Origin of the sequence: Haladaptatus sp. SPP-AMP-3, assembly GCF_049568665.1 — an archaeon.
GTDB lineage: Archaea > Halobacteriota > Halobacteria > Halobacteriales > Haladaptataceae > Haladaptatus > Haladaptatus paucihalophilus.
On record NZ_CP145898.1, the window covers coordinates 41,137 to 66,864 of the forward strand.

A 25,728-nucleotide genomic window follows, 5' to 3' on the forward strand; every position below is an offset into this window, starting at 1 on the left:
GCGTCCGAAAATATACCGGTTTTGACCGAGCGTGACAAACAACTTTTAATTTATCGTATGAAATGAATGGCGGCGGAACGTGAAAGAGACGTGTACGTACCGTTTTCACCCCGGATAACGACGCACGGCGGGTTTCGAGTTCCGTTTCGGCTCTCGTTCCGCAACCGAAAGACGCAGAAGGGGTGCGTTCGTATTCCTTACGGATGAGTAATTCAGGAACACAGCTCCGGTCGTTCGGCGTGGGTCTCCTCCTCTCGGTCGGGGCGTACGGCGTCGGCCAAGTCGTCGCCGCGGTCGCGGTCCTCGCCTTCATGGCCGTCGGTATCGATATTCTGAACCGACCAGCGCTCCTCCTCGCCGTCAGCGCCGTTATGCTCCAAGGCGTCACGTTCGGCGGTATCGCGCTCGGCTACCTCTCCTATCGAAATCTCGGACTCGACTTCATCCACATTCGCGTTCCGTCGCTTCGTGACGTCGGTACCGCAGTCGCCGGATTCGTCGCCCTTTTCGGACTCCTCCAGTTGATATCCCAAGTGACGCAGGCCCTCGGGGTTCAGTCCGCGCAGAACTCCATCGTCGATATGGCGAGCGGCAATCCCGACATCTACCTCCTGTTGATTCCCCTCTCGTTCCTGCTCATCGGCCCCGGCGAGGAACTCCTGTACCGCGGACTCATTCAGGGGATGCTCCGCAAGGTGTTCCATCCCGCCCGAGCCATCGTCCTGGCGAGCGCGATATTCGCGTCCATTCACTTCTTCTCGTTGTTGGGCGGGAACGTCGGTAAACTCGTCTACATCGCCACCGTGTTCACGCTGGCACTCGTTCTCGGTAGCCTGTACGAGTACACCGACAACCTCGCGGTTCCGATGCTCGTCCACGGCGCGTACAACGCGACGCTGTTCGGACTGCAGTACCTCATGGCGACGGGGCAACTCCCCTCCTAGCTCTGAATAATAACTGAGGTCTGGTTCTTTAATAATCTCTTCCTAACTGAACGCCGTTTTATAGCAGCTGGATTAATAACTCAGTAGTAACTACGTTCGACCATGAACGATACGGGTTCGGATTCGACGATTCCCCCCGACGCGGATTCGTGTGGCTGTGGCGACGCCGCCGACGACGGCTGTGACGTCGACTACGGTCATCACGACGACGGCCACGAATCGGCCGACGGGGATGTCGTCACCGACGGTGCTGGCGACTCCGATGTCGTCCGGTTGTCCGTCCCGGACATGGACTGTCCCTCCTGCGCCGGGAAGGTCGAAAGCAGCGTTCGAACACTGGACGGCATCGACGCCATCGACCCGCAAGTCACGACCGGGACGCTCACCGTCGAGTACGACGCGACGGCGACGGACGTCGCGGCCGTCGAAACCCGCGTCGAAAAGGCGGGCTACGCGGTCGAACGCGACGCCTCGGAGACGACGTTCTCCGTCCCCGACATGGACTGTGCCTCCTGTGCGGGCAAAATCGAGAACGCCCTCGACGGCGTTTCCGGCGTTCGAGCGTACGATACGCGACCCACGACGGGGAACGTCACCGTTTCCACGGACGAGTCCGCGTCCGTGGCGGACGTGACGGCGGCCATCGAAAACGCCGGGTACGACGTCGCCGGGACGAGCGCGGATTCGGACGACGCGTCGCTCGATACGGAGAGCGTCTGGACGAGCACGCGGGCCGTCAAGACGTGGACCAGCGGCGTTTTCGTCGCGCTCGGGTTGCTGTTCGAGTTCCTCCTCGCCGGGGCGAACGCCACCCTCGTCGGCGCTGGCGGTGCCGTCGCGCTCGGCGGCGTCGAAATCACGGTCGCGGACGCGGCGTTCCTGCTGGCCGTCCTCGTCGGCGGGCAGGCCATCGTCACGAACGGCTACTACTCCCTTCGAAATCGGAACCTCGATATCGACCTGCTGATGAGCACCGCCATCCTCGGCGCGCTCGCGGTGAGCATCGGGTTCGGCAAATCGCTCTACTTGGAGGCGGCGACGCTCGCCTTCCTGTTCAGCGTCGCGGAACTCCTCGAACGCTACTCGATGGACAAGGCCCGAAACTCCCTGCAGGAGTTGATGGACCTCTCGCCCGACGAGGCGACGGTCAAGCGGAACGGCGAGGAGGAGACGATACCCGTCGATGACGTGTCCGTCGGCGACGTGGTGCTCGTGCGCCCCGGCGAGAAAATCCCGATGGACGGGACGGTCGCCGACGGCGAGAGCGCGGTCAACCAAGCCCCCATCACGGGCGAGAGCGTCCCCGTGGACAAAACGGCGGGCGACGAGGTGTTCGCGGGGACCATCAACGAGGGCGGCTATCTCGAAATCGAAGTCACCTCCGAGGCGAGCGACAACACCCTCTCGCGCATCGTCGAGATGGTCGAGGACGCGCAGGGGAACAAGACCGAGCGCGAGCAGTTCGTGGAACGCTTCGCGGACTACTACACCCCGCTCGTGCTCGCCTTCGCGGTGCTCGTCGCGGCCGTCCCGCCCCTCGTCTTCGGCGCGCCGTGGGTGACGTGGTTCGTCTACGGCCTGACGCTCGTCGTCCTCTCGTGCCCCTGCGCGTTCGTCATCAGCACGCCCGTCACCGTCGTCTCGGGCATCACCAGCGCCGCGAAAAACGGCGTCCTCATCAAGGGCGGCAACCACCTCGAAGCGATGGGCGAGGTCGAAGCCGTCGCCTTCGACAAGACGGGGACGCTGACGAAGGGTGAGTTGACCGTCACCGACGTGGTTCCGCTCAACGGAAACTCCGAGGAGGACGTCCTCCGCTGTGCGCGCGGCCTCGAAGCGCGGAGCGAACACCCCATCGGCGAGGCCATCGTCGCGGAGGCCGACGGCGCGGGCGTCGCCGACCACGATATCGACGACTTCGAGAGCCTCACCGGCAAGGGCGTCCGCGCCGACCTCGGCGGCACGACCCACTACGCGGGCAAACCCGACCTGTTCGAGGACCTCGGATTCGACCTGAACCACGTTCACGCGACGGACGGGGGCGTCGAAGCGACGGCGACCCGCGACCTCTGCGAGCGAAACGACTGCCTCGACCTGCTCGAAGACGCGGTTCCGGCCCTCCAGCGCGAGGGGAAGACGGTCGTTCTGGTCGGGACGGAGGACGAACTCGAAGGCGCAATCGCCGTCGCGGACGAGGTACGAGCGGATGCGAAAGCCGCCGTCCAACGCCTCCGTGACCTCGGCATCGACCACCTCGTGATGCTCACGGGCGACAACGAGCGGACGGCGAAGGCCATCGCCGAACAGGTCGGCGTGGACGAGTTCCGCGCCGGGTTGCTTCCCGAGCAGAAGGTCGAAGCCATCGAAGAACTCCGCGACCGGTACGACGGACCGCGCGAGCAACGGCCCCGGTCGGGCCGAACTTCGTTCGGCGGCGTTGCGATGGTCGGCGACGGCATCAACGATGCCCCGGCGCTCGCCACCGCGACGGTCGGCGTCGCCATGGGTGCCGCCGGAACGGACACCGCGCTGGAGACGGCGGACATCGCGCTGATGGCCGACGACCTCTCGAAACTACCGTACCTCTACAATCTCGCACACGACGCCAACGGCGTCATCCGCCAGAACGTCTGGACAAGCCTCGCCGCGAAGGCCGCGCTCGCAATCGCGGTGCCGTTCGGTCTGGTCCCCATCTGGGCCGCCGTCCTCGTCGGCGACGCGGGCATGACGACGGCCATCACGGGTAACGCGATGCGACTGTCGCGGATTACGCCGCGGTCCCTTCGGGAGTAGTATTCCAGTTCGTCCCTTCCGGTTCGTTCCCATCCCTGTCACTTTTTTCCGTTAGATTCGATGCGTGTACCATAGTTGCTATCTTCGCCCCCGTCCTATCGGAAATCAACGGGGCGGACCGATTCGCCCGACGCCCGTCCCCGTTTCAAACTGACCAACTATGGACACTTCCACACCACGTGCCGAGACGACGGCCACCGACTCGAATCGCCAGTCGAGACGACACCTGTTCGTGATCGCCGGTGCCGGACTCATCCTCCTCACGGGGGTTATCCACCTCGCGTTGGTACCCGAACATCTGGAGGAAACGACCTACCTCGGCGTACTCTTCGCCGTGAACTTCGTCGCCGCGGCGGTCGCCGCCGTCGGAATCTATCGGAACCGCCGGTGGGGATGGTTGCTCGGCGTCGCCGTCGCGACCATCGCCATCGTACTGTACGTCGCCCGCGGCACCGTCGGCCTGCCCGCGACCGAAGCCGAGGAACTCCTCGAACCGATGGGCGTGCTGGCGAAAGCCGTCGAACTCCTGTTCTTGGGCGTCGCCACGGCGTGGCTCACTACCGACTGATTCCCCCTCACCCTCTCCTGCCTGACCTCGGTTTCGCTTCCCGGTTACGAGACCACCGGCTGCGATATTATCCACAGCGAGAGCACGGTGTAGCCGACCATCAGGACGACCAGCGGGAGGTGCCCCCGTCGCGCGGCGGACGCGGTTTCGAACCGCTCGACCGCGACGTAGTGGGCGGCGACCACCGCGATGACGTGTCCCAGCACGATGAGGAGGACTTGCGACCCCCAGAACGCCGGGAGAGAGAGCCATCCGAGCGGGTTCACGGCTTGAACGCCCGGCGCGACGGGTTGGAGCGCCACGGCGACGAGTTGCCCGAGGTTGCGGAACACGTAGGTGTAGTTGTGGGCCACCTCGTAGGCCGCCGCGATGGGGAGCACCGTCGGCGCGAAGGCCCGTGCGGCACCGCGCCACCCCGGCAGGCGCGGCGCGCCATCGTCGGCGGACACCCGCCCGCCGTCCGTTTCCGCGTCGGTGGTCCGCGCCGTACGCGTCCCCTGCTCGCCCTCGCCGAGGCGTTCGACGAGCCAACTGGCGAGCGCGAACGAGACGACGAACACGACGAGACCGACGGCGTACAGCAGGACGCTCGTCTCGGGTCCCGTCCCGAGCAGGTCGCGCGCGTCGAACAGCACGTCTTGGTACGTCCGCGTGTTGGTGAACCCGTCGAAGCTCACGGTGTAGACGGCGGTGACGACGAATGCGACCAGCGAAAAGTCCCGGACCGGCGCGACGCTTCCCCGCCACGGCGCTCGGAGCGAGATTTCGGTCCCGCCCTCGTCCGTCCGCTCGATAGTTATCGACGCGACCCGTCCAAAGAGGCGGTAGAGGACGGCGAGCGGGTCGGCGCGGCGGAACCACTCGACCCCGTACAGAACGCTTCCGAGCACCATCAGGATGGCGTACACAGCGAGGACGCCCGTCGTCAACCGCGGGCTGTTCGGAATGTAGGTCAGGTTCTCGAAGATTCCCAGGAGGAGGACGAACCCCACGAACGCGGGCCAACTGGCGAGCCATTTCGGATAGGATTCGGCGACGGCCACCCGATCGCCTTCGAGCCACGTGAGTCCGTCGTAGAAGGTTCGCCACGGCGAGAGGACGGCCCACACCGTCCCGAGGAGAATCGAGAGGAGGGCGACCCCGCGGAACCAGACCGGCCACGTGAACACGATCGCGAAGTTCTCTACCGGCACCTGTCGTCCGACGACGCCGAGACCCAGCGCGGCGACGAATCCGGCGAAGAAGACGAGTCGAACCCCGACCCGAATCGGGGTCGAAATCGACGCCGGGACGGTGAGAACGCGGGTCCGACGCGTTCCCTCCGCGGGCGTCCGCTCGGTGAACGCGAGCCACCCCGCCGTCAGCGCGACGGTCGCACCCGCACCGAGAAACAGCAACGAAAGCGGAAGCGGCGAGGCGAACTTCTCGCTCGGGACTTGGTGTGCGCTCGCCACCCCCGACACCAGTCCCACCGCGAGAAGGGCTGTGAGTGTGATTCGGAACCGTCGCCCGATTCCGCGACACCCCCCGAGTCCACCGTTCATTGTGCGCCCGTAGTAGCCGAACGGGAAAAGCAACTGCGGTTCTTCGCCGCGCGGTTCTCGCCGAACCGCGCTCGGCGCGGCTTTGCGACCCAGAATGTATTTGCGGCCGTGCCGGTTACCCACAGTCATGTCTTCGTCATCGTTCGACGCGACGGCGCTCTCGTCGCTTCCCGCCTTCGCCGCGCTCGAAACCGCGCCCGTCCTCGTGGGACGCAAGGACGGTGCGAGCATCCAGATGAGCGACCTCTACTTCGAAAACCAGCTCTCCGTGCTCCGAAACCTCGACAGCGCGTCCTTCACGGACCGAATCGCGGCGCTCGAAGAATCCTACGAAATCGTTCAGAACGCCTCGATACACCTGAACTCGCTGTCCGTCGGGACGCTCGAACACGCGGCGAACAACGTCCACGAAACGTACCGGTCGATGCCAGAAACGAAGCGGCTTCGGTCGTCGTTTCCCGGCGACTGCCTCACCGTGCCCGAGTTCGTCCGAACCGGCGGGGACGGCATCGACTTCGGCCTCCGGGCGTACTTCTTCCGCCAGGGCGACGCGCCGGACGCCGAGGAGATAATCCGCCGAAACGTCGTCGGCGTCGTGGAGGACACCGAACGCGAGTTCGAACGCTATCAGGGCGGCCTCCACGGCTACCCCGAGTGCTGTATCGACGCGTTCATGGACCGTTCCCCGGAGGCACCAGCGCCGGAAGTGCGGTCCGTCGAGGCGCTTTCGTGCATCCGTGAGGACCGAATCGGTGCCCGAGGTGCCTCGATTACGGACATCCTCCCCGACTTCTTCGAGGACCCGCACGCCTACGCCTTCTTCTCACGCAAGTTCTTCCCCGAACCCGGCTGTGCGACGGCCGAAGACCGCGGCAGAGACGTCTTCGACGGATTGACGACGGCGTTCCCGGAGACGATGGTTCGGGATAGCTTCCGGTTGAACTACGCGCTCTGTTACACGCTGGCTCACAGCCTCACTCCAGAGGGCGGCAAACTCCCCCGCGTCGGTTCGTTGGGCACCGAACACGTCTACGCCTATCTCCCGCTGAAAAACGCGCTGTCGGTGCCGCGATACCGGTCGGCGTAGCGTCTCCCGGTCGATTCGCTACTTCTCTCACTACTTCGTTCGTTACTTCTCGCTGTAATCCATCGCGACGACTCGTCCGTCGCCGTAGACGGCCAGTATCTCTTGGCTCCCGTCACCGTCGATGTCGGCCAACTTGACGTGGGTCCAGATGGGCACGTTGCGCTCGTAGCTCGCGAGGACGGCTCCGTTGTCCGGGTCGATAACCGACACGCTACCGGTTTCGGTGACCGCGACCAGTTCTTTATCTCCGTCTCCGTTCAGGTCCCCGAGCATCGACGGCGGCATCGTCTGCACGTCCTCGGTGCTCAGCGTCGTCGTCCACTCGACGCTCCCGTCGCTCGCGTCGAGCGCCCTGAGCTTTCCGATGTCGGTGTCCCCTTTCTCCTGTAGCGTGGACGCGTACACCTCCACCTGTCCGTCGCCGTCACCGTCGCCGACGGCTTTCACGGCGGCCATCCGCCCGAACGACTTCGACCACTGTTTATCGCCCGTCTTCCCGTCGATGACCGTGACGTGACCGTCGAACGTTCCCGCGACGATTTCGACCGCGGGGTCGCCGTCGGTTTGGGCGGTCGTCATCCAGTTGACGCTCCCGGCGGTTCCCGTCTGCCACTTCACGCTCCCGTCCCGTTCGAACACGGTGACCTTTTTCTCCCCGACGGCGAGTTCCGGCGCACCGTCCCCGTCGAAATCCGCGACGGCCGGTGCGGCCACGACGGTGGCCGAGTTCTCGATGTGTTCCCGCCAGACGAGGCTTCCGTCCGCCGAGTAGACGAAGACGGTTCCGTTCAGGTCCGCGACGACGATTTCCTTGCCGGGGTCCGTCGTGAAGTCGGTCACGATGGGTTTGGTGTAGCCCCACCACGAGAGGTTCCCCGCGAACTCCTGTTTCCCCGCCGAGGTGAACCCGAGCACTTTGTCCTCGGTCGTCGCGACCAGTACGTCTTGGGTGCCGTCGCCGTCGTAGTCCGCGAAGATGGGGTCGCCGTAGCCGTGGATGTTACAGGTCTCCGTCGGCATCTCCTCCTGCCACCCTTTCGTCCCGTTCGCGTCCATCTCCACGAGCGAGCACGTGCCGTCGTTCTGCTCGACGTTGACCGAGACGACGATCCGCTTCGACCCGTTAATCTCGGCGACCGCCGGAACGTGATGATTCCCGACCGTGTTCCGCGAAGTGTCGGAGACCCACTTTTCCGTCAGTTGCCCCCGCTGATTCGGCTGCATGACGGCGTACGCCCCGGCACCGACGAGGGAGAAGAGGAGGACCGCGACGACCGCCACCGTTCGGGTACGCATTGGATGGACCTACCGACGGAGAACGGAAAAACTGTCCGCATCGTTCGCCTCGCGTACTAGTTGGCGGGTTGATGAATCCCTCCGGGGATCAGTTTTCACCCGCGGTCACTCATCACCCGCGCTCACTCGGGGTCGCCGCTCACTCGTACCGTCGGGTGATATTCGTCGGGTCGCTCCGGTTTTCGTCCGCGAACTCGACCTCGTACACGTCGGGAGTCGTCAACTCGTCCCGCCAGAAATCGACGTCGAACCGCTCGTCGTACGCGTTCAGGACGAGCGTGAGGATATTTCCGTGCGTGCCGACGACCACAGACTCGTCTGCATGGCGGTTCACGGTCCGTTCGACCGCCGCGAGGCCGCGGGTCTGCGCCTCGTCGTTCGACTTGCCGTCGGGAAACGAGAACGTCCAGTCCGACTAGACCCGCTCGATGGCGCTCTCGAACGTCTCGCCGATCGTTTCGACGGGACCGCCGGTCAACCGCCGTTCGCGGAACCCCGCCTCCTCGGCGATTGCGAGCCCCCGTTGGTCGGCTATCGGGCGGACCGTCTGCCGGGCGCGGGCGAACGGACTCGAAACCACGGCGTCGATGTCCTCCTCACCGAGCAGCGCCGCGACGCGCTCCGCATCTCGACGTCCACGCTCGGAAAGCGGGCGTTCCGCCTCGCGATTCGGGACCCACGGCGAGTGAGCGTGACGGACGAAGTAGATCGTCGTCATGCGCTCACCTCGTCCGGTTCCGGGATGATGCTCCCGACTTCGACCCACTGACTTCCACTGCTACCACTGACACCCGGTTTCATACACTGATATTCACTAAAATCTACTAATAATAACTGAAATTAACTGATACCTATCGACCCAGCGACACTTCCACCGACGTCGCCAGCGGATTTTATATCCGTCCTCGTCCACGTTTTCATCGAATGCGAGATTTTCACACTCACTCGAATTACTCCGACGGGACGTTTCTCTCCCGGATGGTCCGCGCCGCCGAGGAGGCGGGCCTCGACGGAATCGGGGTCACCGACCACTGCACCGTCTCCTCGCGCGAATACACGAAGGACATCCGCGCGGCGAGGGGATTCAATCTGGACGTCACCTACGAACGCCGTCGGCGCGCCATCGAATCGTTGCGCGAGGACGCCGACGTCGAGATTTACGATGCCGTCGAGATGGACTACGACCCCCGCGACGAGGCCGCGATACGCGACTTCTTCGAGCGCGCCGACTTCGATTACACCATCGGCAGCGTCCACGACATCGCCGAGATGAACGTGCAGGTCCCCTCGAACTTCGAGGACACGTCCGACGACGAGTTGGACGGTATCGTGGACCGCTATTTCGAAACCCTCTCCGCCCTCGTCGAGTCCGAGTTGTTCGACATCGCCGCCCATCCCGACCTGATAGAGCGAACCCCCGGACTCCGCGGCCGCGCGACGGACGACCACTATCGACGGCTCGCCCGGACGTTCGCGTCGTCTCGAACCGTCCCCGAAATCAACGCCGGTCGCGCCCTGACCGACGCGGGTATCGTCCATCCCGACGAGCAATTTTTCTCGATTCTTCGGGAGTGCGACGTTCCGTTCACGGTCGGCTCCGACTCACACTCCCCCGACCAGCTTCGTCGCCGCCGGGATTTCTTCGACGACCACCTCGAAACGCTCGACATCGAGCCGATATCGCCGCCGGGCTTTCAGGACTGACCCCCTGTGTCCTCGCCGCCGTCGGTCGCTTCGCCGCCGCGCCTCGCGTCGTCGCTCCCTTCGTCCGTCTCCCGCACCGTCGTCGGTCCGATGTCGAGGGGGGTGGTCGGCTCCTCGCCGCGAAGCTGCGGAACGGCGACTTGGAAGAACTGGACGACGATGACCATCAGGAGCGGTCCCAGGAAGACGCCGTACCAGCCGAACAGTATCGGCCCGAGCAGGTACGCGAACATGACGAGCGAGAGGTGAAACAGCTTCCCCGAGAGGTACGGTCGGATGTACGTCCGAACCACGTTGTCGAACGCGAGCGTCATGAACAGGAAGAACACGAACGGGTACCAGAGGGCGTTCGGGTCGCGTTGAATCGCCCCCAGCGCGAGGAACGCCGCGATGGCGAGGTAGACGACGGACCGGCCCACTAGCGGAACGAGCGTGAAGATGCCCGTGATGACCGCGAGGAGTATCGTCGCCGGGATGAGCAGGTTTTCGGGCGCGAACAGGTTGAAGAGGTTGTAGATGACCGCGGTCAGAATCATGATGACGAAGATGGTCAGCGTGTAGCCGAAGTAGATGGAGTTCAGACCCGCATCGACCGCTTCGAGGTAGTCCGTGAACACCCGGTCGTCCCCGAGCAGTTGCTCTTTCCCCCACCGAGCGAGGCGTTCGTCCTCCACGAGGAGGAAAAAGCCCAGCAACAGCGAGAGAAACAGCATGAAGATACTCGACGCGATGCCCCCGACGAAGGCTTGCGCGGCGGCGAGCGCCGACTGCACCGACGGCTTCTGGAGCGTCGCGGTCGCCGTGTCGAGCAACTGGTTCGGGTCGTTGGGTATCGTGGTCGTTGGCAACCCGCCGAGGAGTCGCGCCGCCACGTCCGTATTTGCGAAGGCGGCCAACTGCCCGATGGCGATGGAGAAGAAGACGCCCAAGAAGAGCACCACGGGGACGACGATGAGCACCAACGACAACGCCGCCGAGAGGTTCCCCCCTTTGATTCGCCGACCGAGATACCGGTTTATCGGCCGCGCGACGTAGTAGACGAACAGACCGAACACGACCCACGGGAGGAACGCGTACGCCACGGCGGCGACGATGCCGAACACTATCAGGCCGAGGACCCACCACTTCATCCCCGGCCGTACGATACGAACTCGCATCGCTTCCGAATCCCCCACACTCCCTGCCATACTGTAACATACATCTCGGACGATGTTAGCTCTGCCGTCGGTGCGGTCGCGGCCTCTTCTCGTGGAATGCGCCACCACAACTGCTATCATGTTAGGTGACCTACGTATCCTGAAGCACACGACTCGGATATCACACGCGGTCGTGGTTCAGAAGGAGCGACATGACTGGATCGAAGATACACGGTGAGCGGGGGAACGGATGTCGACGTAAGCGCCCGGTATCGATACGGTATCTCTATTTTAACGGGGAGGTTGGGCCGTGAGCCTCCTCCAAGTGCTCCCGCTGGCGTTCGTCATGATCGCTGGCCCCCAATTTCTCAGTGCGATTTTCCTCGCCACGAGCGAGAACTGGCGGCGGAACTCCGCCGCGTTCGTCTTCGGTGCGTCGCTCTCTATCACTCTCCTCGTCTCGCTCACGTACTTCCTCGGCATCGGAGCGAACCGCCAACGGGGTTCGAATACCGCGCTCTCGGCCATCGTTCTCGTCCTCCTGCTCGCCGCAATGGTGCACACCTACCTGACGCGGGAGGAGTCGGAACCTCCGAAATGGATGGGGAAGTTGACGTCCGCGAGCCCGCGATTTTCGTTCCGACTCGGTTTCCTGTTGCTCGGCTTCTTTCCGACCGACATCTTCACCTCGGTCGCCGTCGGGTCCTATCTCGCCTCGAACGGCCTCCCGCTGACGGACTCGTTCGGGTTCATCGCCGTCACCCTGGTTATTTTGGCGCTTCCCTCGCTCGTCCTGCTCGCATTCGGCGAACGGGCCGAAGCCTTCCTACCGAAGGCTCGGGAGTGGATGAACGATAACTCGTGGGTCGTCAGCGAGGTCGTCATCCTGCTCTTCGTCGGTATGAGTCTCAACAACCTCCTCGGGTAGCCGGTTTTGTGGACCGAGCTCGAAAACGGACGTTGCTCCGTTCTTCCGATAGAAACAGCTATGCCGACTGTCGACAATCGGACGTGTTGACTATGGGGACTATCACCACCGGGAGAACGCTCGACGGGAACGGTCGGCCCGTTCCCGGAACCGGTATCGAAATCGAGGCCGACGGGCCGATAGCCGAGAAACTCCGCGAACGAACGTCGCCGCTCGTTTCGAATCCGGTGACGGGCGAATGGGTCACGAGTCTGGTCGAAGCCGAGGAAACCGGCGGCGAGTACGCCGTCGGGTTGGGAATCTTTTCGCCCGGAAACGACGGTCCGCCGAGACACTTCCACGTCGACTACGAGGAGGCGTTCGAAGTCCTCCACGGAGAGTTCGTCATCGAACAAGATGGTGAGGAACACCGCCTCTCGACGGGCGAAGAACACGTCGTTCCGGCCGACGCCGTCCACACATTCCGTAACGTCGGGGATGCCGTCGGTGCGACCATCACCACCGCACGGCCCGCATCCCAGACGTACGATGTCATCACGACGCTGTTCGGTCTCGCCCACGAGGGGAGGCTGAACGACGCCGGACGACCCGGATTCCTGCAGGGGATGGCGTTGACCGCCGGACTCTCGGACGACACCGTGTTTACGTCGCCACCCCCGACGATTACGCAACCGCTGGCGACACTCCTCGCGCCACTGGCGAACGCACGCGGGTACCGGGCCAGTTATCCGGAATATCTGGACGAATCGTTCTGGGCCCGACACGTCGAACAGCCCGATTTCTAATCCAGCCGTGCGAGCGGTTCGCTTCTCTCTCGGTGATATTCCCTTTCAGACGGGGAGGACCCTTCGTCTCCGCGGCGACTTTCTCGTATAGGACTTGCGTCGTCAGTAGGGTTGTTCGGTCTCTCTCCTATTCTATATCGCACTATGGGATTTATAAATTCGAATTCGGTAGTGTCACCTCGTTTTCTCCGCCGAATTTCCGGCTTTCTATTGTCCACCTTTAACTTCTCATTAGGGCCATAAGCGGAAGTGTACACACCCCGGGACCCCCACATCGATCTGTGCGCAGTTGGTGATGCAAATCTCTCGGTGACGAAGTTCCAATTCGAAAGGCCACTGCTTGATGACAATCTCTACTAGCCATCGTGAATAACCTCCTACCATGACTGGTTCCGAGAACGGTGAGGAAACACTCCATGTGTCGATTGATCTCTGGTATCCCGACTGCTGGGAGATTGAGGTTACGAAGCAAGTTCCGGTTGGGTTTCTTGGATACGGAATATATTCGACTGGGGATGATGTTGCGACACTCTTTACGATCTACGCAGATGATCAGGAGACAATTGCAGAGGGCATCGAAGCTACGAACGCATCAGAACATGTCCACTCAGTATCCGAGATGGCCCCTGGCTTCCAGCGAACAACCGTGCCGAAACCAGGGAACGTAGTGCGGGAACTCCTCGTTAATCACGACGGACGCAAGCAGATCAGCCAACCCCTGACGTCTCGAGGGTTCGTCTGTACTGGTCCGATCGATATCCGGGACGGACGAGAATATTGGTCACTTGCGACAAACCGTGACCGGGAGACGGTTCAGACGAGATTTGAACAAGTCCGTGAAGAGATGAATGCGGAGATCAACATTCGTAGCATGGAACAAAGAAGTCGTCAGCCCGCGACAAATGCGCTTCCTCTGGATCACCTCACGAAACGCCAGCTCGAAGTACTGCAACTCGCCCGCAAAAAGGGATACTACGAACACCCGAAAGAAACATCGGCCCGCGAGCTAGCGGAGGAACTGAACATTTCTACGTCTACCCTGCACGAACATCTCCATAAAGTTGAAGCGAAGTTGTTGGGACAAAACGGACTCACACGGCTCTCGTAGGGGCTATTCTTCGAGGTTCGGATTAACTTCAGATGGAAGTATGGCTCTCGGTCGCAATCGCAGAAGACCTGCTATGTCCGGCTCCCGGTTTAATGGTTCGCCAGTACCGTACCCATCTATGGAATTCGAACTAACAGAGACCCAACGGTCGCTTCGAGACGATGTTCGGGAGTTTGCAGAAACCGAAATTCGACCCGAAGTGAAACGGTTAGATCAACAAGGCGAGTATCCCAGCCAAATCCTCGACAAACTCGGTAATCGTCGGCTCGCGGGATTGACGCTATCTGAGGAATACAACGGACGCGGAGAAGGTCTCGTCGAACTTGCGCTGATGATCGAAGAACTTTCAGCTGCATGTATGTCTGTAGCCAGTGCTCTCGGACTGCACATCGGCGTCGCAGCAGTCATCGAGCGCTTCGGCTCCGAGGAGCAACGTGACGCATTCCTCCCTGAGATGGCGACGTTTGAGACCGTCGGTGTGCTCGGGCAGAGTGAACCCAACGCTGGCAGCAATAAATTAGAGATGGAAACAACGGCCGAACAGCAGGGGAACGAATGGGTACTCAATGGCCACAAACAATGGGTGACGAATTTCTATGACGCGGATTACGTCCTCACATACGCAAAGACCGGCCCCGATGAGGCCGCACCATACAACATTAGCGCATTTCTCGTGCCAACCGAAGAGTTCGACCGAGAGAAGGATTGGGACACATTAGGCGCAAACAGCGTTAAATCGCCGCGCGTTTCACTTTCAGATGTCCATGTTCCTGCTGATCGCCTCGTTGGCGAGCAAGGAGAGGGATACACCGAACGTGGTGAAATTCACACTGGTGTGAACGTCCCTGCACGTGGTGTTGGTATCGCCCGTGCTGCGCTCGAAGACACAGTTTCGTACACGAGTTCAAGAGAGCAATACAGCCAGCATATCAGCGACTTCCAGGGCGTGCGATGGGAGATCGGCGAGATGGCAGAGCGTGTCGACACAGCTCGATTGCTCACACTTCGAGCAGCTGACCGCGCTGATCGGGGCCACGATGTAACCCGCGAGTTTGCTATGGCGAAGATCAACGCAACGCAGGCCGCAGTCGACAATGCGAACAGAGCGGTTCAACTCCACGGGGGTCTCGGATACACAACCGAATATCACGTTGAGCGCTACCTTCGTGATGCGAAACTCCTGACGATAGCTGGCGGTCCAAATGAGGGTCACAAAGACACGCTTGCAAAAGCAGTGATCGAGCGGGACGGAGAGTGATTCCGTATGCCGTTAGTTACAATTTCAGTGCTGGCAGGCAAGTCCGACGAGTATCGAAATACAGTTGCTGACGCGGTCAACACGGCTGTGCTCGATACGCTTGACTTCCCACCAGGTGACCGCTATCAACTCATTCGAGAACTCCCTTCACAGGACCTCGAGTTACAAGATCGAGACGGGGATCGAGCCGTGCTTGAGTTGACAATGCGTGCTGGCCAAGCTCGCGAAGATAAACAGGCGTTTTACGCTCGTGTGACGGAATTATTAGAACAGGATCTGGGGATCGCCCCAGAAAATGTGATGATCGTCATCACTGAGAATAGTGAAGAGGACTGGTCGTTCCGGGATGGTGTGGCCCAGTTTATAGCTGATAGCTAATCCGATTGAGAGCAAAATGTACGCTCTCTAATCAGCATATAGCCGAATTTTCCGGTTAATTTGATAAGCGGAAGTGGAGTAACTCCGGTACCCCCACATCAAACTAAGCGCAGTCCGTGGTGCAGATCTCACGATGAAAAATCACCAACGGGATGTTTTATAAACGGATATTGACTGCCAATGCTGACCGCCAAATTACTATTCGATACGTCAAAGAATTATTTGACTCACCACGAAGCTTATGTTGTTCTCAAAACATAATGAACTATGAATCGCCGTACTTTCCTCGGGTCAATTGGTATCCTCGGAGCCTCCGGGATTGCTGGTTACAGTTTCCTACGTCGCCGATTCTCGAGCTATCCCTACCTGCCGGACAATGCCACGAGTCTCTCGTACACTGTCCACCGTCGGGTAGACAACGGAATCCTGTTGAAGGGCGACTTCAGCGCCGGACTCGCGCTCGTCACAGATGCTGCTGGCCTCGGTCAGTTCCGAACCGACTGGCAAACGGCTGAGGACAAGGCATTCTTCAAAGAGACCGACTTCTCGACTTCGTTCCTTCTCGGCCCCCAAATTATCACGTCGGGGGATTCGACGGGCATCGACATCGTCGATGTCGTACAAACTCCCGACGGGGCAGTTCACTCGTACAGCTACGTGGAAAATCCCTCAATGCAGGACGATGCGTTCCTGCGGGGGTTCGTCGTCCGCGTCGAGCGAACCGGGACGCCACCGACTCAGGCGCACCACACGCATCGAGGAGGGAATACCGACATCGATGTGACGGCGACACCCGCTGGACAAGCCGAAGAGTAAGACGATATATGCACGCTCTGAGTGGGTCGAACAGATCCCTCACCAGTTGGCCGGTGGTTGGTACCCGATACGCACTCTCTGCTCAGCAGAGCTTCGACAGACGATCACCAGCCAAGGATTTCAACAGAGCCACCAGAGACTAACGCCCATATGCTGACTGTTCTATGACAATTAAGCCCGGTTATACTTGATACACTAAATATCTAAACAAGATGGAACGCAAGACAGGGCCGACGTCGTGTGTGCAGACACACCGCGTATTGAGGGAATTACTTCCTGTGGGCAGTATAAGCGGCAGTGAGTACAGGTGGGTCGCTCCTCTCGGAGAGCGTATCCCGTGCGCTGGGATTCGAATGATTAGGTTCGCGTCAGACACGCGCCTGACTGACCTTCTTGTACGTGAACGCCGATGTGTCTGCTATGGAATTCGCAACTGTCGCATGCGTCGCCGAGTTCGCCGCGACAGAGGAGGGTGCGTCGGCGTGACCGAACGGACCGTCCAAATCGAGATTTTAGTCGCCGACTGCCCGGAGGATGCACCTGAAGTGGAGGCGAACTCCCGCGTGGACGTCGCCGTGAACGGGCAGATGTATCCCACCGCAAAACTCGACGACGGCCGGTACGTCGCATGGTGGTTCGAGGCAACGGCACCGGCCCCCGACGACAGCATTACCACGGAGTGGGTCGCCGCCCCAACCCGGTACCTCGCGGCCGCAACGCTGAGTGAACTCTGGGAGGACCCCGCCGCGTTCGACTCTCTCATGAGTGCAAACTGTTAGAAACGGTCTCAAAGACGGTCGATGGCTGACGATCTGGTCGGTCGGGAGGAACTCAGCGACCCCGGGCGATAGCTTCTCCTACGCGATTCCTGTCGACGCTTCGGTGGATGGATTCGAGAACCTCTCTGAGGAACCACCGTCCGACCAGGACACTCACACAGACGTTGAACACGATAACCGGAAGCAGTTCCGACGTGATGAACGCGACGAACAGCCCGGTCAGTAGCACTCTGAGGCTCATCCCGAGCGCGAGCGCAACCGCCGCCGCGGTGAGTATGGTCCTCGTCCAGCCGTACGCCCGTCGCATATCTCCGCGCTTGAAGTGAACCGGCGAACGAGCGACGAACGTCTCTTTTATCCCTCCAACCCCGACTCTCCGGGCAATCGTCGCCGAAACAGTCGTTCGGCCGTAACACTGCGCTAACGATTCTCCCCCCCGACGAGCACGCCGCACCATCAGGAGTTCGTTCAACCGCCTCGATATTCAAACCGCGTCAGTCTCACGTCTGACAGCGCGTTGGTTCCCGACACCGACTGTCCCAAGTCACCCAGCTCCTCCGGTCGCTCTCGTCTCGACCCCTGCCGGAACTTCCACTTCTGTCCGTACGGTTCGTCTCGTCCCCTGAATTCCGAGTGAACTCCCACTGATTCGTCATTTCCTCTCCCAACGTCCTGTCAGATATTTGCTTCACCATCTCTTTGCGCGCGTACACGAAACAACACTATATAATTCGGCATCGAGAGGTTGCCGGACAGTAATGAGTTATTGTAGCGTGGGACGTGTCTGGACTTCACAATGCGCTCTCGATTCGACGTACTTAAATTCTACCGGGCATTTCGATAGAATGCGAACGACGCCTCGTGGTTTGCCCCGCGAGGTGGCCGCCCGAATCCGGCGCATTTACATATGCGATTCCGGGCTCGGGCGAACGAAAACCCAATCCAATGCCCTTAAGTGTATGGGGGCACTCGGATGTGATGTACACGGTGTCCCGCGGTTTGGGACGAACGGAACACACCCAATCCGGTGACCTTAAGTACTACAGGGCACTCGGATTGAATACGAAGCGCCCCCGGCCCACAATCGGCCGAGGGCGGGCGAAATCCGACGCCCTTATATGATAGGGTCGTCAGGATACAAACGCGAAGAAAGACACACAGACGCGATCTGTGAGGCGTTCAACTCGTCTCACAATCTCGGACAAACGAGGTTCGAAGGGTTTAATACCCTTCCTCGCCTCTACTCAAGTCCGAAGGAAATGAGGATTCCACCCCTGCGGTCAGCCGTATACGATGGAATCTGATGTTAGCCCTGGCAGTTCGGTGACACCCGTCCAGTTACTTGGTTCGGGGTCGTCGAACTGACGGACCAACGTATATGCGACACTATACATGCATTAGCATGTCTCCGCCAGACCCACCGAGCATTATGCTCGGCAACCATTCCGGTTGATCCTGCCGGAGGCCATTGCTATTGGAGTTCGATTTAGCCATGCTAGTTGCACGAGTTTAGACTCGTGGCGGAAAGCTCAGTAACACGTGGTCAAACTACCCTATAGACCAGGATAACCTCGGGAAACTGAGGCTAATCCTGGATAACGCTCCCCTGCTGGAATTGCAGGGAGCCGGAAATGCTCCGGCGCTATAGGATGTGACTGCGGCCGATTAGGTAGACGGTGGGGTAACGGCCCACCGTGCCGATAATCGGTACGGGTTGTGAGAGCAAGAGCCCGGAGATGGATTCTGAGACAAGAATCCAGGCCCTACGGGGCGCAGCAGGCGCGAAAACTTTACACTGCACGACAGTGCGATAAGGGAACTCCAAGTGCGAGGGCATAACGTCCTCGCTTTTGTGTATCGTAAGGTGGTACACGAATAAGGGCTGGGCAAGACCGGTGCCAGCCGCCGCGGTAATACCGGCAGCCCGAGTGATGGCCAATTTTATTGGGCCTAAAGCGTCCGTAGCCGGCCAGACAGGTCCGTCGGGAAATCTGCTCGCTCAACGAGCAGGCGTCCGACGGAAACCCGCTGGCTTGGGACCAGAAGACTCGAGGGGTACGTCTGGGGTAGGAGTGAAATCCTGTAATCCTAGACGGACCGCCGATGGCGAAAGCACCTCGAGAGGATGGATCCGACGGTGAGGGACGAAAGCTAGGGTCACGAACCGGATTAGATACCCGGGTAGTCCTAGCTGTAAACGATGCTCGCTAGGTGTGGCACAGGCTACGAGCCTGTGCTGTGCCGTAGGGAAGCCGAGAAGCGAGCCGCCTGGGAAGTACGTCCGCAAGGATGAAACTTAAAGGAATTGGCGGGGGAGCACTACAACCGGAGGAGCCTGCGGTTTAATTGGACTCAACGCCGGACATCTCACCAGCATCGACAATAGCTGTGACAGTCAGTGTGATGAGCTTACTAGAGCTTTTGAGAGGAGGTGCATGGCCGCCGTCAGCTCGTACCGTGAGGCGTCCTGTTAAGTCAGGCAACGAGCGAGACCCGCACTCCTAATTGCCAGCAGCACCCTTGTGGTGGCTGGGTACATTAGGAGGACTGCCGCTGCCAAAGCGGAGGAAGGAACGGGCAACGGTAGGTCAGCATGCCCCGAATGTGCTGGGCTACACGCGGGCTACAATGGTCGAGACAATGGGTTGCAACCCCGAAAGGGGGCGCTAATCTCCGAAACTCGATCGTAGTTCGGATTGAGGACTGAAACTCGTCCTCATGAAGCTGGATTCGGTAGTAATCGCGCTTCAGCAGAGCGCGGTGAATACGTCCCTGCTCCTTGCACACACCGCCCGTCAAAGCACCCGAGTGAGGTCCGGATGAGGCCATCAGGCGATGGTCGAATCTGGGCTTCGCAAGGGGGCTTAAGTCGTAACAAGGTAGCCGTAGGGGAATCTGCGGCTGGATCACCTCCTAACGAACGAGATCAGGCCGACGTGCCTGACTCACTTTGGGATTATCCTCGACGACCTCGACCACGTATCTGGTCGGGCACCTTTGAACTGCCAGGGTTAACATAGCCCTCGCCTCGTGGCGAGGCGGGCCCATAGCTCAGTGGTAGAGTGCCTCCTTTGCAAGGAGGATGCCCAGGGTTCGAATCCCTGTGGGTCCATAGCGTGGGACGGTTCGAATCGTGCCCCTTAAGTAGTGGGCGACGAAACGAACTACTCCCAACAAACCGATGCACCAACCCGTGAAAACGCGGTTGGGAAGGGTTCGATACACGCACTCGGCGACCACCGTGTCGTGTAATGACAACCGTATGTACGTGCAATCCAGACGTCCACTGGACTCACACATCGTGAGTTAACAGTGAAACCAAGTTATTCCAACGTGGCTACTGTGCCACCTGGTGAATGGCTCGGCTCGAGCGCCGACGACGGACGTGCCAAGCTGCGAAAAGCTGTAGGAAGCCGCACGGAGGCCAAGAACTACAGATCTCCGAATGGGAATCCCCCCGCAATTGCCTCGCGCAATGGGGAACGCCGAGAACTGAAACATCTCAGTATCGGCAGGAACAAAAAGCAAACGCGATGTCGCTAGTAACGGCGAGTGAACACGACAAAGTCCAAACCGAAGCCCTCACGGGCAATGTGGTGTACGGACTGACACTCATCGCCGGAACCGTCTCATGAAGTCTCCTGGAACGGAGCATGAAACAGGGTGACAATCCCGTAATGAGAATCAGTACGGCGTGCGTCAGCTCCCGAGTAGCAGGGGTCGGAAATCCCTTGTGAATGTCGCGGGCAACGACCGCGAAGACTCAATACGACTCGAGACCGATAGCGAACAAGTAGTGTGAACGAACGCTGAAAAGCACCCCGAAAAGGGAGGTGCAATAGGGCCTGAACTCAGGTGGCGATGGAGCGACAGGGCATACAAGGCCCACCGAAAAACGACCCGGGCGCAAGCCCGCAGTAGGAATCGGTGGGAGCCGGTGTTCTGTCGTACGTTTTGAAAAACGAGCCAGGGAGTGTATCTAATTGGCGAGCCTAACTCGAGTATCGAGGCAGGCACAGGGAAACCAATACGGCCGCAGCGCTTTGCGTGAGGGCCACCGTCTTCAAGGGCGGGGAGTCAATTGGATACGACCCGAAACCGGATGATCTACGCATGAGCAAGACGAAGCGTGGCGAAAGCCACGTGGAGGTCTGTTAGAGTTGGTGTCCTACAATACCCTCTCGTGACTTATGTGTAGGGGTGAAAGGCCCATCGAATCCGGCAACAGCTGGTTCCAACCGAAACATGTCGAAGCATGACCTTCACTAAGGTAGTTCGTGGGGTAGAGCGACCGATTGGGAGAACCGCCTCCGAGAGGAGTCGGCCTCCCTGTCAAACTCCAAACCTACGGACGCCGTTGATGTGAGGAATCCGGTGCGCGGGGTAAGCCTGTGTACCGTGAGGGAGACAACCCAGAGCCGGGTTAAGGTCCCAAAGTATGAGCTAAGTGCGATTGAAGGTGGTCGCAAGCCCTAAACAGCCGGGAGGTGAGCTTAGAAGCAGCTACCCTCTAAGAACAGCGTAACAGCTTACCGGCCGAGGTTTGCGGCGCCGAAAATGATCGGGGCTCAAGTTCATCACCGAGACCTGGCAGCGCTCTTGACCGAGCGATCTAGTAGGTTGGCATTCTGAATGGGTGGAAGCACGGGCGAGAGTTCGTGTGGACCGTTCAGTATCGAAAATCCTGGCCATAGTAGCAGCGTTAGTCGGGTTAGACCCCCGACGACCTTATGAGTAAGGGTTCCTCAGCAATGCTGATCAGCTGAGGGTTAGCCGATCCTAAGTCCTACCGTAATTCGAATAGGACAATAGGGAAACTGGTTAATATTCCAGTGCTAACACCATTCAAAGTCGACGCTTCAGGAAACATCAAGCCGGGCTTTCGCCCGGTCGAACCGTCAAAATTCGTGGAAGCCGTAATGGCAGGAAGCGGATGAACGGCGGGATAGCGAAAGTTGGTGGTACCCGGAGCCCGTGAAAAGACGAGCGTGTTAATCGTACCGAGATCCGACACAGGTACTCTGGCGGCGAAAGCCAAGGTCTGTCGGGAGCAACCGACGTTAGGGAATTCGGCAAGTTAGTCCCGTAAGTTCGCGATAAGGGATGCCTGCTCTGTATAAGAGCAGGCCGCAGTGACTCGGACGCTCCAACTGTCTAGTAACAACATAGGTGACCGCAAATCCGCAAGGACTCGTACGGTCACTGAATCCTGCCCAGTGCGGGTATCTGAACACCTAGTACAATAGGACGAAGGACCCGTTAACGGCGGGGGTAACTATGACCCTCTTAAGGTAGCGTAGTACCTTGCCGCTTCAGTAGCGGCTTGCATGAATGGATCAATGAGAGCGTCACTGTCCCAACGTTGGGCCCGGTGAACTGTACATTCCAGTGCGGAGTCTGGAGACCCCCAAGGGGAAGCGAAGACCCTATAGAGCTTTACTGCAGGCTGTCGCTGGGACGTGGTCGCTACTGTGCAGACATAGGTAGGAGCCGCTACACAGGTATCCGCGCTAGCGGATCACCGAGGCATCAGTGAAATACTACCCGGTAGTGACTGCGACCCTCACTCCTGGCGGAGGACACCGGTAGCCAGGCAGTTTGACTGGGGCGGTACGCGCTCGAAAAGATATCGAGCGCGCCCCAAGATTTCCTCACTCGGGTCGGAGACCCGAGGAAGAGCGCAAGAGCAAAAGGAAGTCTGACAGTGTCCTACACAACGAGGGACGCTGACGCGAAAGCGTGGTCTAGCGAACCAATGAGGCTGCTTGTTGCGGCCCATTGATGACAGAAAAGCTACCTTAGGGATAACAGAGTCGTCACCGGCAAGAGCACATATCGACCCGGTGGCTTGCTACCTCGATGTCGGTTCCCTCCATCCTGCCCGTGCAGAAGCGGGCAAGGGTGAGGTTGTTCGCCTATTAAAGGAGGTCGTGAGCTGGGTTTAGACCGTCGTGAGACAGGTCGGCTGCTATCTATTGGGGGTGTTACGATACTTGACGAGAACGTTCGTATAGTACGAGAGGAACTACGAATGGGTGCCACTGGTGTACCGGTCGTTCGAAAGAGCGCGTGCCGGGCAGCTACGCACCACGGGGTAAGAGCTGAACGCATCTAAGCTCGAAACCCACTTGGAAAAGAAGTATCACCGAGACCACTCGTAGAAGACGAGTTCGATAGGCTCGGGGTGTACGCACCGAGGCAACGAGGTGTTCAGCCCGCGAGTACTAACAGGTCAACGCCACACAATCATACCGCATACTGGTTTCGCACACACTCTCGTGTGTGAGTCCAGGCGTATACTGGATTGCACGTACATTACGGTTCGTTCGAACCATCAACGATTGGTATCCCTGTCACGGTTCGATTCCGTGAGTTGACGTTAAGGCGGCCAGAGCGACAGGGCGACACCCGTACCCATCCCGAACACGGAAGTTAAGCCTGTCTGCGTTTCGGTCAGTACTGGAGTGCGCGAGCCTCTGGGAAATCCGATTTGCCGCCTCCCACTCATACTCTCATTCATTACCTCCGCACGGAGCCGCTGCTCTGTGCGGGGGTTTTGCTATTTCTATCCGACCAAAAGATTCGTCTCTCTGTAACCATTCTCGGTGACATGTCGTCGGTAATGATTCGTTACCATGCGTGACATGCATACTTTCGAAAAGTGGACACTGAGACGAAAATGACAATTTCGCGGTCCATTGGCCTTTAATAATCTGTCTCGAGAAGGGTAGAAGTAGGAATGGTCTCCATCGACTCTACGAATCGGAAAGCTCTCATCGTCGCTCCGTTGGTCCTGTTGGTTGTGGTTGCGCTCGCTATCAATTTCGTGGACCTTCCGTTGGGCGGAAACCATGAGTCTAACTCCACGCCCTCGAAATCGGTGAAGCATTGCCAGAAGATTTCGAAGCCGGGAAACTACGTTTTGGCGGACGATTTTGGCGGTGCGACTGGGCTGACGGGGAGTTGTCTCGTGATCAACGCGAGTCACGTGACGGTGAACGGCTCCGGTCACACGATTAAAGGACGGGGCGTTACGGATACGACGGGTGTTCTCGTCGATAACGCGAGCGGCGTCTCGGACGTGACGATCCATTCGGTCCGGGTGGTTCGTTGGAATCGTGCGATTCACGTCTCGAACGCGTCGTCGGTGACGGTTCGAAACGTGAGCGCGGTTCGAAGCACGGAGGGAATCACGGTTTGGAACAGTTCCAACGTGAGTATCGAACACTCTCGCTCGGCGCGGAACCTGTTCGGTATTCTCGTCGATAACCGGAGCGAGAATGTGGACTATTCGACGCTCCACTATTACGAAAATCAGTTGAACAGCACGCGGGGACGCGGACAGGTGTCGAGCTAAACGGGCTGTTCGTCGCCCGGTGCTCGTTTCTTCCGTTTTTTGATGCTGGCGGCCCAGTCTGGGTACTCCTTGCGTTCGGTTCCGTCGTATTCCGGGTCGCCGGACATGGATTTGATGGCGCGAGCATCGTCCAGACTCCACACCGCACCGTCTTCGTGGAAGAGGCCGTTGAGGACGCCGTTTCGTCGCATGTACAGCGAAAACGCGGGCTTGAGCATGAGCGACCAGAAGAAGTTTCCGATGCCGGACGTTCGGATGGTGGGTGCGAGGGAAGAGTAGTCGGGGACGGCGGCGTTGCCGTCGACATCGGCGAAAAAGGACTTACCGGGTCGAATCCGCTGCCACTCCGAGAGCCACACCGGTTTTCCGAGTTTTTCTTGGAGGTTGTTCGCCTGCCGGAGCACGCGGTTGTAGAGCGCGGGGTTTCGGGCGAAGTTGTAGTGGAATTGGAGGATGTCCATGCCCCAGTCGAGATACTGGGCGTTGTTCGCCAGACTGGTGGAACCGACGGAGAGAGGGATTTCGCCGCGATAGTGCGTCATCGTGTTCACTATCTGCTTGAAAAATCGGATGTCCTTGTGGTTCCATCCGGGCTCGTTCGTCAGCTCGATGGCGAGGAGACGCTCGTCGTCCCGATACTCCCGCATGACCGAGATGATGAAGTCGCGCGGTTTGTCCCACATGGATTTGGTTCCCATCGTACGGGTGGACGGGGAGAACGATTGGACGGCGGTTTTCACGTCGTCGTGGACGAGGTTTTCGAAGGTTGGTTCGAGTCCAACGCTGTCGAACAGGCCGAGGAGGACGCGCATGTCGTATTTGTCGGCGGTGTCCAACATGTGTTCGAGCGATTCCATGTGGTCTTCGGGTTCAACGAGCCAGTATTCGTAGCTCAGCCACGTTCGGATGGCGTTCAGGTTGAGGCTCGCCGCGTAGTTGAAGTCGCGTTCGATGATGTCCGGGTCGTACTCGTTCCACATCTGATAGCGGTTAAATGCGCGGGCGGGGAGGTAAATCGCGCCGCGGACGTCCACGGGGGCGTCGGTTTCCGGAGGGAGATTCAGCTCCCGTTGCCGCTCGGTTTGTGCGTTGTGCCCGACTTTTCGGACGCTACCGGCACCCGCAACGCTGGAGAAGCCGATGCTTGCACCGATACCGGAGAGGAACTGACGGCGACCAACTCGTCTGCTCATACCGTCCATCCGATTTCGAGAGATAACAATCTATTCCCTGACGATGGCACGCGA

At 59.7% G+C, this 25,728-nt stretch carries 18 protein-coding genes, 1 tRNA gene, 3 rRNA genes and 1 pseudogene; 17 read left to right on the forward strand and 6 right to left on the reverse strand.

Annotation, left to right across the window (positions count from 1 at the left end):
• Window positions 1-203 precede the first annotated feature (203 nt).
• From V5735_RS16825 to V5735_RS16835, 3 genes are all read left to right on the forward strand, one after another.
• Window positions 204-944 carry a lysostaphin resistance A-like protein gene (locus V5735_RS16825; RefSeq protein WP_423746265.1) on the forward strand — a complete coding sequence of 247 codons (741 nt, stop codon included), beginning with the start codon at window positions 204-206 and terminating at the stop codon, window positions 942-944.
• A 102-nt stretch (window positions 945-1,046) separates the two neighbouring features.
• Complete coding sequence (locus V5735_RS16830; protein WP_423746266.1) at window positions 1,047-3,737, forward strand: heavy metal translocating P-type ATPase; 2,691 nt, start codon at window positions 1,047-1,049, stop codon at window positions 3,735-3,737.
• A gap of 160 nt (window positions 3,738-3,897) precedes the next feature.
• Window positions 3,898-4,305, forward strand: coding sequence for a hypothetical protein (locus tag V5735_RS16835; RefSeq protein WP_423746267.1), 408 nt, complete (start codon window positions 3,898-3,900; stop codon window positions 4,303-4,305).
• Between the two features lie 44 nt (window positions 4,306-4,349).
• Here the strand turns inward: V5735_RS16835 and V5735_RS16840 are convergent, their stop codons facing one another.
• Window positions 4,350-5,978, reverse strand: a complete 1,629-nt coding sequence (locus tag V5735_RS16840) for a hypothetical protein (protein ID WP_423746268.1) — start codon at window positions 5,976-5,978, stop codon at window positions 4,350-4,352.
• Here V5735_RS16840 and V5735_RS16845 point away from each other — a divergent pair.
• Window positions 5,977-6,936, forward strand: coding sequence for a hypothetical protein (locus V5735_RS16845; RefSeq protein ID WP_423746269.1), 960 nt, complete (start codon window positions 5,977-5,979; stop codon window positions 6,934-6,936). The two genes, V5735_RS16840 and V5735_RS16845, sit on opposite strands and share 2 nt — an antisense overlap.
• 42 nt (window positions 6,937-6,978) lie before the next feature.
• Here the strand turns inward: V5735_RS16845 and V5735_RS16850 are convergent, their stop codons facing one another.
• Together V5735_RS16850 and V5735_RS16855 are read right to left on the reverse strand one after the other, a co-directional pair.
• A complete protein-coding gene (locus V5735_RS16850; protein WP_423746270.1) occupies window positions 6,979-8,232 on the reverse strand; it encodes an FG-GAP-like repeat-containing protein in 1,254 nt (417 codons plus the stop codon).
• Window positions 8,233-8,371: 139 nt separating this feature from the next.
• Window positions 8,372-8,950, reverse strand: a pseudogene (locus V5735_RS16855) (histidine phosphatase family protein).
• A gap of 206 nt (window positions 8,951-9,156) precedes the next feature.
• Here V5735_RS16855 and V5735_RS16860 point away from each other — a divergent pair.
• Window positions 9,157-9,936 (forward strand): PHP domain-containing protein, encoded by a 780-nt coding sequence (locus tag V5735_RS16860; RefSeq protein WP_423746271.1) that lies wholly within the window; start codon window positions 9,157-9,159, stop codon window positions 9,934-9,936.
• Here V5735_RS16860 and V5735_RS16865 read toward each other — a convergent pair.
• Entirely contained in the window at window positions 9,927-11,123 is a 1,197-nt protein-coding gene (locus V5735_RS16865) for an AI-2E family transporter (protein WP_423746272.1), read from the reverse strand. The genes V5735_RS16860 and V5735_RS16865 overlap by 10 nt on opposite strands.
• Before the next feature lie 259 nt (window positions 11,124-11,382).
• Between V5735_RS16865 and V5735_RS16870 the strand changes: the two genes are divergently transcribed.
• The 7 genes from V5735_RS16870 to V5735_RS16900 all read left to right on the forward strand — a co-directional run bounded on the left by V5735_RS16870 (window position 11,383) and on the right by V5735_RS16900 (window position 17,124).
• On the forward strand, window positions 11,383-12,000 hold the full coding sequence (locus V5735_RS16870; RefSeq protein ID WP_423746273.1) for a GAP family protein: 618 nt from the start codon (window positions 11,383-11,385) through the stop codon (window positions 11,998-12,000).
• A gap of 92 nt (window positions 12,001-12,092) precedes the next feature.
• Window positions 12,093-12,785: a cupin domain-containing protein gene (locus V5735_RS16875; RefSeq protein ID WP_423746274.1), complete on the forward strand. Its 693-nt coding sequence runs from the start codon at window positions 12,093-12,095 to the stop codon at window positions 12,783-12,785.
• Between the two features lie 382 nt (window positions 12,786-13,167).
• Complete coding sequence (locus V5735_RS16880; RefSeq protein WP_423746275.1) at window positions 13,168-13,893, forward strand: helix-turn-helix domain-containing protein; 726 nt, start codon at window positions 13,168-13,170, stop codon at window positions 13,891-13,893.
• Window positions 13,894-14,011: 118 nt separating this feature from the next.
• Window positions 14,012-15,151: an acyl-CoA dehydrogenase family protein gene (locus V5735_RS16885; RefSeq protein ID WP_423746276.1), complete on the forward strand. Its 1,140-nt coding sequence runs from the start codon at window positions 14,012-14,014 to the stop codon at window positions 15,149-15,151.
• Between the two features lie 6 nt (window positions 15,152-15,157).
• Window positions 15,158-15,529 (forward strand): tautomerase family protein, encoded by a 372-nt coding sequence (locus V5735_RS16890; RefSeq protein WP_423746277.1) that lies wholly within the window; start codon window positions 15,158-15,160, stop codon window positions 15,527-15,529.
• A 267-nt stretch (window positions 15,530-15,796) separates the two neighbouring features.
• Entirely contained in the window at window positions 15,797-16,345 is a 549-nt protein-coding gene (locus V5735_RS16895) for a hypothetical protein (RefSeq protein ID WP_423746278.1), read from the forward strand.
• A gap of 440 nt (window positions 16,346-16,785) precedes the next feature.
• Window positions 16,786-17,124 (forward strand): hypothetical protein, encoded by a 339-nt coding sequence (locus V5735_RS16900; protein ID WP_423746279.1) that lies wholly within the window; start codon window positions 16,786-16,788, stop codon window positions 17,122-17,124.
• A gap of 52 nt (window positions 17,125-17,176) precedes the next feature.
• On the opposite strand, the gene V5735_RS16905 is transcribed toward V5735_RS16900, so the two are convergent.
• Window positions 17,177-17,431, reverse strand: a complete 255-nt coding sequence (locus V5735_RS16905) for a hypothetical protein (RefSeq protein WP_423746280.1) — start codon at window positions 17,429-17,431, stop codon at window positions 17,177-17,179.
• A 1,135-nt stretch (window positions 17,432-18,566) separates the two neighbouring features.
• Here V5735_RS16905 and V5735_RS16910 point away from each other — a divergent pair.
• From V5735_RS16910 to V5735_RS16930, 5 genes are all read left to right on the forward strand, one after another.
• Window positions 18,567-20,039, forward strand: a 16S ribosomal RNA gene (locus V5735_RS16910).
• Window positions 20,040-20,164: 125 nt separating this feature from the next.
• Window positions 20,165-20,236 (forward strand) — tRNA-Ala (locus V5735_RS16915).
• 216 nt (window positions 20,237-20,452) lie between these two features.
• A 23S ribosomal RNA gene (locus tag V5735_RS16920) occupies window positions 20,453-23,371 on the forward strand.
• A 133-nt stretch (window positions 23,372-23,504) separates the two neighbouring features.
• Window positions 23,505-23,626, forward strand: a 5S ribosomal RNA gene (rrf, locus tag V5735_RS16925).
• The 16S, 23S and 5S rRNA genes sit together here with 1 tRNA gene alongside, the layout of an rRNA operon.
• 468 nt (window positions 23,627-24,094) lie before the next feature.
• Window positions 24,095-24,481, forward strand: coding sequence for a right-handed parallel beta-helix repeat-containing protein (locus V5735_RS16930; protein ID WP_254663334.1), 387 nt, complete (start codon window positions 24,095-24,097; stop codon window positions 24,479-24,481).
• On the opposite strand, the gene V5735_RS16935 is transcribed toward V5735_RS16930, so the two are convergent.
• The gene (locus tag V5735_RS16935) at window positions 24,478-25,674 is read right to left on the reverse strand and encodes a glycoside hydrolase (protein ID WP_423746281.1); all 1,197 of its coding nucleotides are present in this window, start codon (window positions 25,672-25,674) and stop codon (window positions 24,478-24,480) included. The two genes, V5735_RS16930 and V5735_RS16935, sit on opposite strands and share 4 nt — an antisense overlap.
• Window positions 25,675-25,728: the final 54 nt, after the last annotated feature.

Coding starts and splice junctions, on each gene's coding strand:
- V5735_RS16825 (WP_423746265.1), top strand. CDS start 204: ATGAGTAATTCAGGAACACAGCTCCGGTCGTTCGGCGTGGGTCTCCTC.
- V5735_RS16830 (WP_423746266.1), top strand. CDS start 1,047: ATGAACGATACGGGTTCGGATTCGACGATTCCCCCCGACGCGGATTCG.
- V5735_RS16835 (WP_423746267.1), top strand. CDS start 3,898: ATGGACACTTCCACACCACGTGCCGAGACGACGGCCACCGACTCGAAT.
- V5735_RS16845 (WP_423746269.1), top strand. CDS start 5,977: ATGTCTTCGTCATCGTTCGACGCGACGGCGCTCTCGTCGCTTCCCGCC.
- V5735_RS16840 (WP_423746268.1), bottom strand. CDS start 5,978: ATGACTGTGGGTAACCGGCACGGCCGCAAATACATTCTGGGTCGCAAA.
- V5735_RS16850 (WP_423746270.1), bottom strand. CDS start 8,232: ATGCGTACCCGAACGGTGGCGGTCGTCGCGGTCCTCCTCTTCTCCCTC.
- V5735_RS16860 (WP_423746271.1), top strand. CDS start 9,157: ATGCGAGATTTTCACACTCACTCGAATTACTCCGACGGGACGTTTCTC.
- V5735_RS16865 (WP_423746272.1), bottom strand. CDS start 11,123: ATGGCAGGGAGTGTGGGGGATTCGGAAGCGATGCGAGTTCGTATCGTA.
- V5735_RS16875 (WP_423746274.1), top strand. CDS start 12,093: ATGGGGACTATCACCACCGGGAGAACGCTCGACGGGAACGGTCGGCCC.
- V5735_RS16880 (WP_423746275.1), top strand. CDS start 13,168: ATGACTGGTTCCGAGAACGGTGAGGAAACACTCCATGTGTCGATTGAT.
- V5735_RS16885 (WP_423746276.1), top strand. CDS start 14,012: ATGGAATTCGAACTAACAGAGACCCAACGGTCGCTTCGAGACGATGTT.
- V5735_RS16890 (WP_423746277.1), top strand. CDS start 15,158: ATGCCGTTAGTTACAATTTCAGTGCTGGCAGGCAAGTCCGACGAGTAT.
- V5735_RS16895 (WP_423746278.1), top strand. CDS start 15,797: ATGAATCGCCGTACTTTCCTCGGGTCAATTGGTATCCTCGGAGCCTCC.
- V5735_RS16900 (WP_423746279.1), top strand. CDS start 16,786: ATGCGTCGCCGAGTTCGCCGCGACAGAGGAGGGTGCGTCGGCGTGACC.
- V5735_RS16905 (WP_423746280.1), bottom strand. CDS start 17,431: ATGCGACGGGCGTACGGCTGGACGAGGACCATACTCACCGCGGCGGCG.
- V5735_RS16935 (WP_423746281.1), bottom strand. CDS start 25,674: ATGAGCAGACGAGTTGGTCGCCGTCAGTTCCTCTCCGGTATCGGTGCA.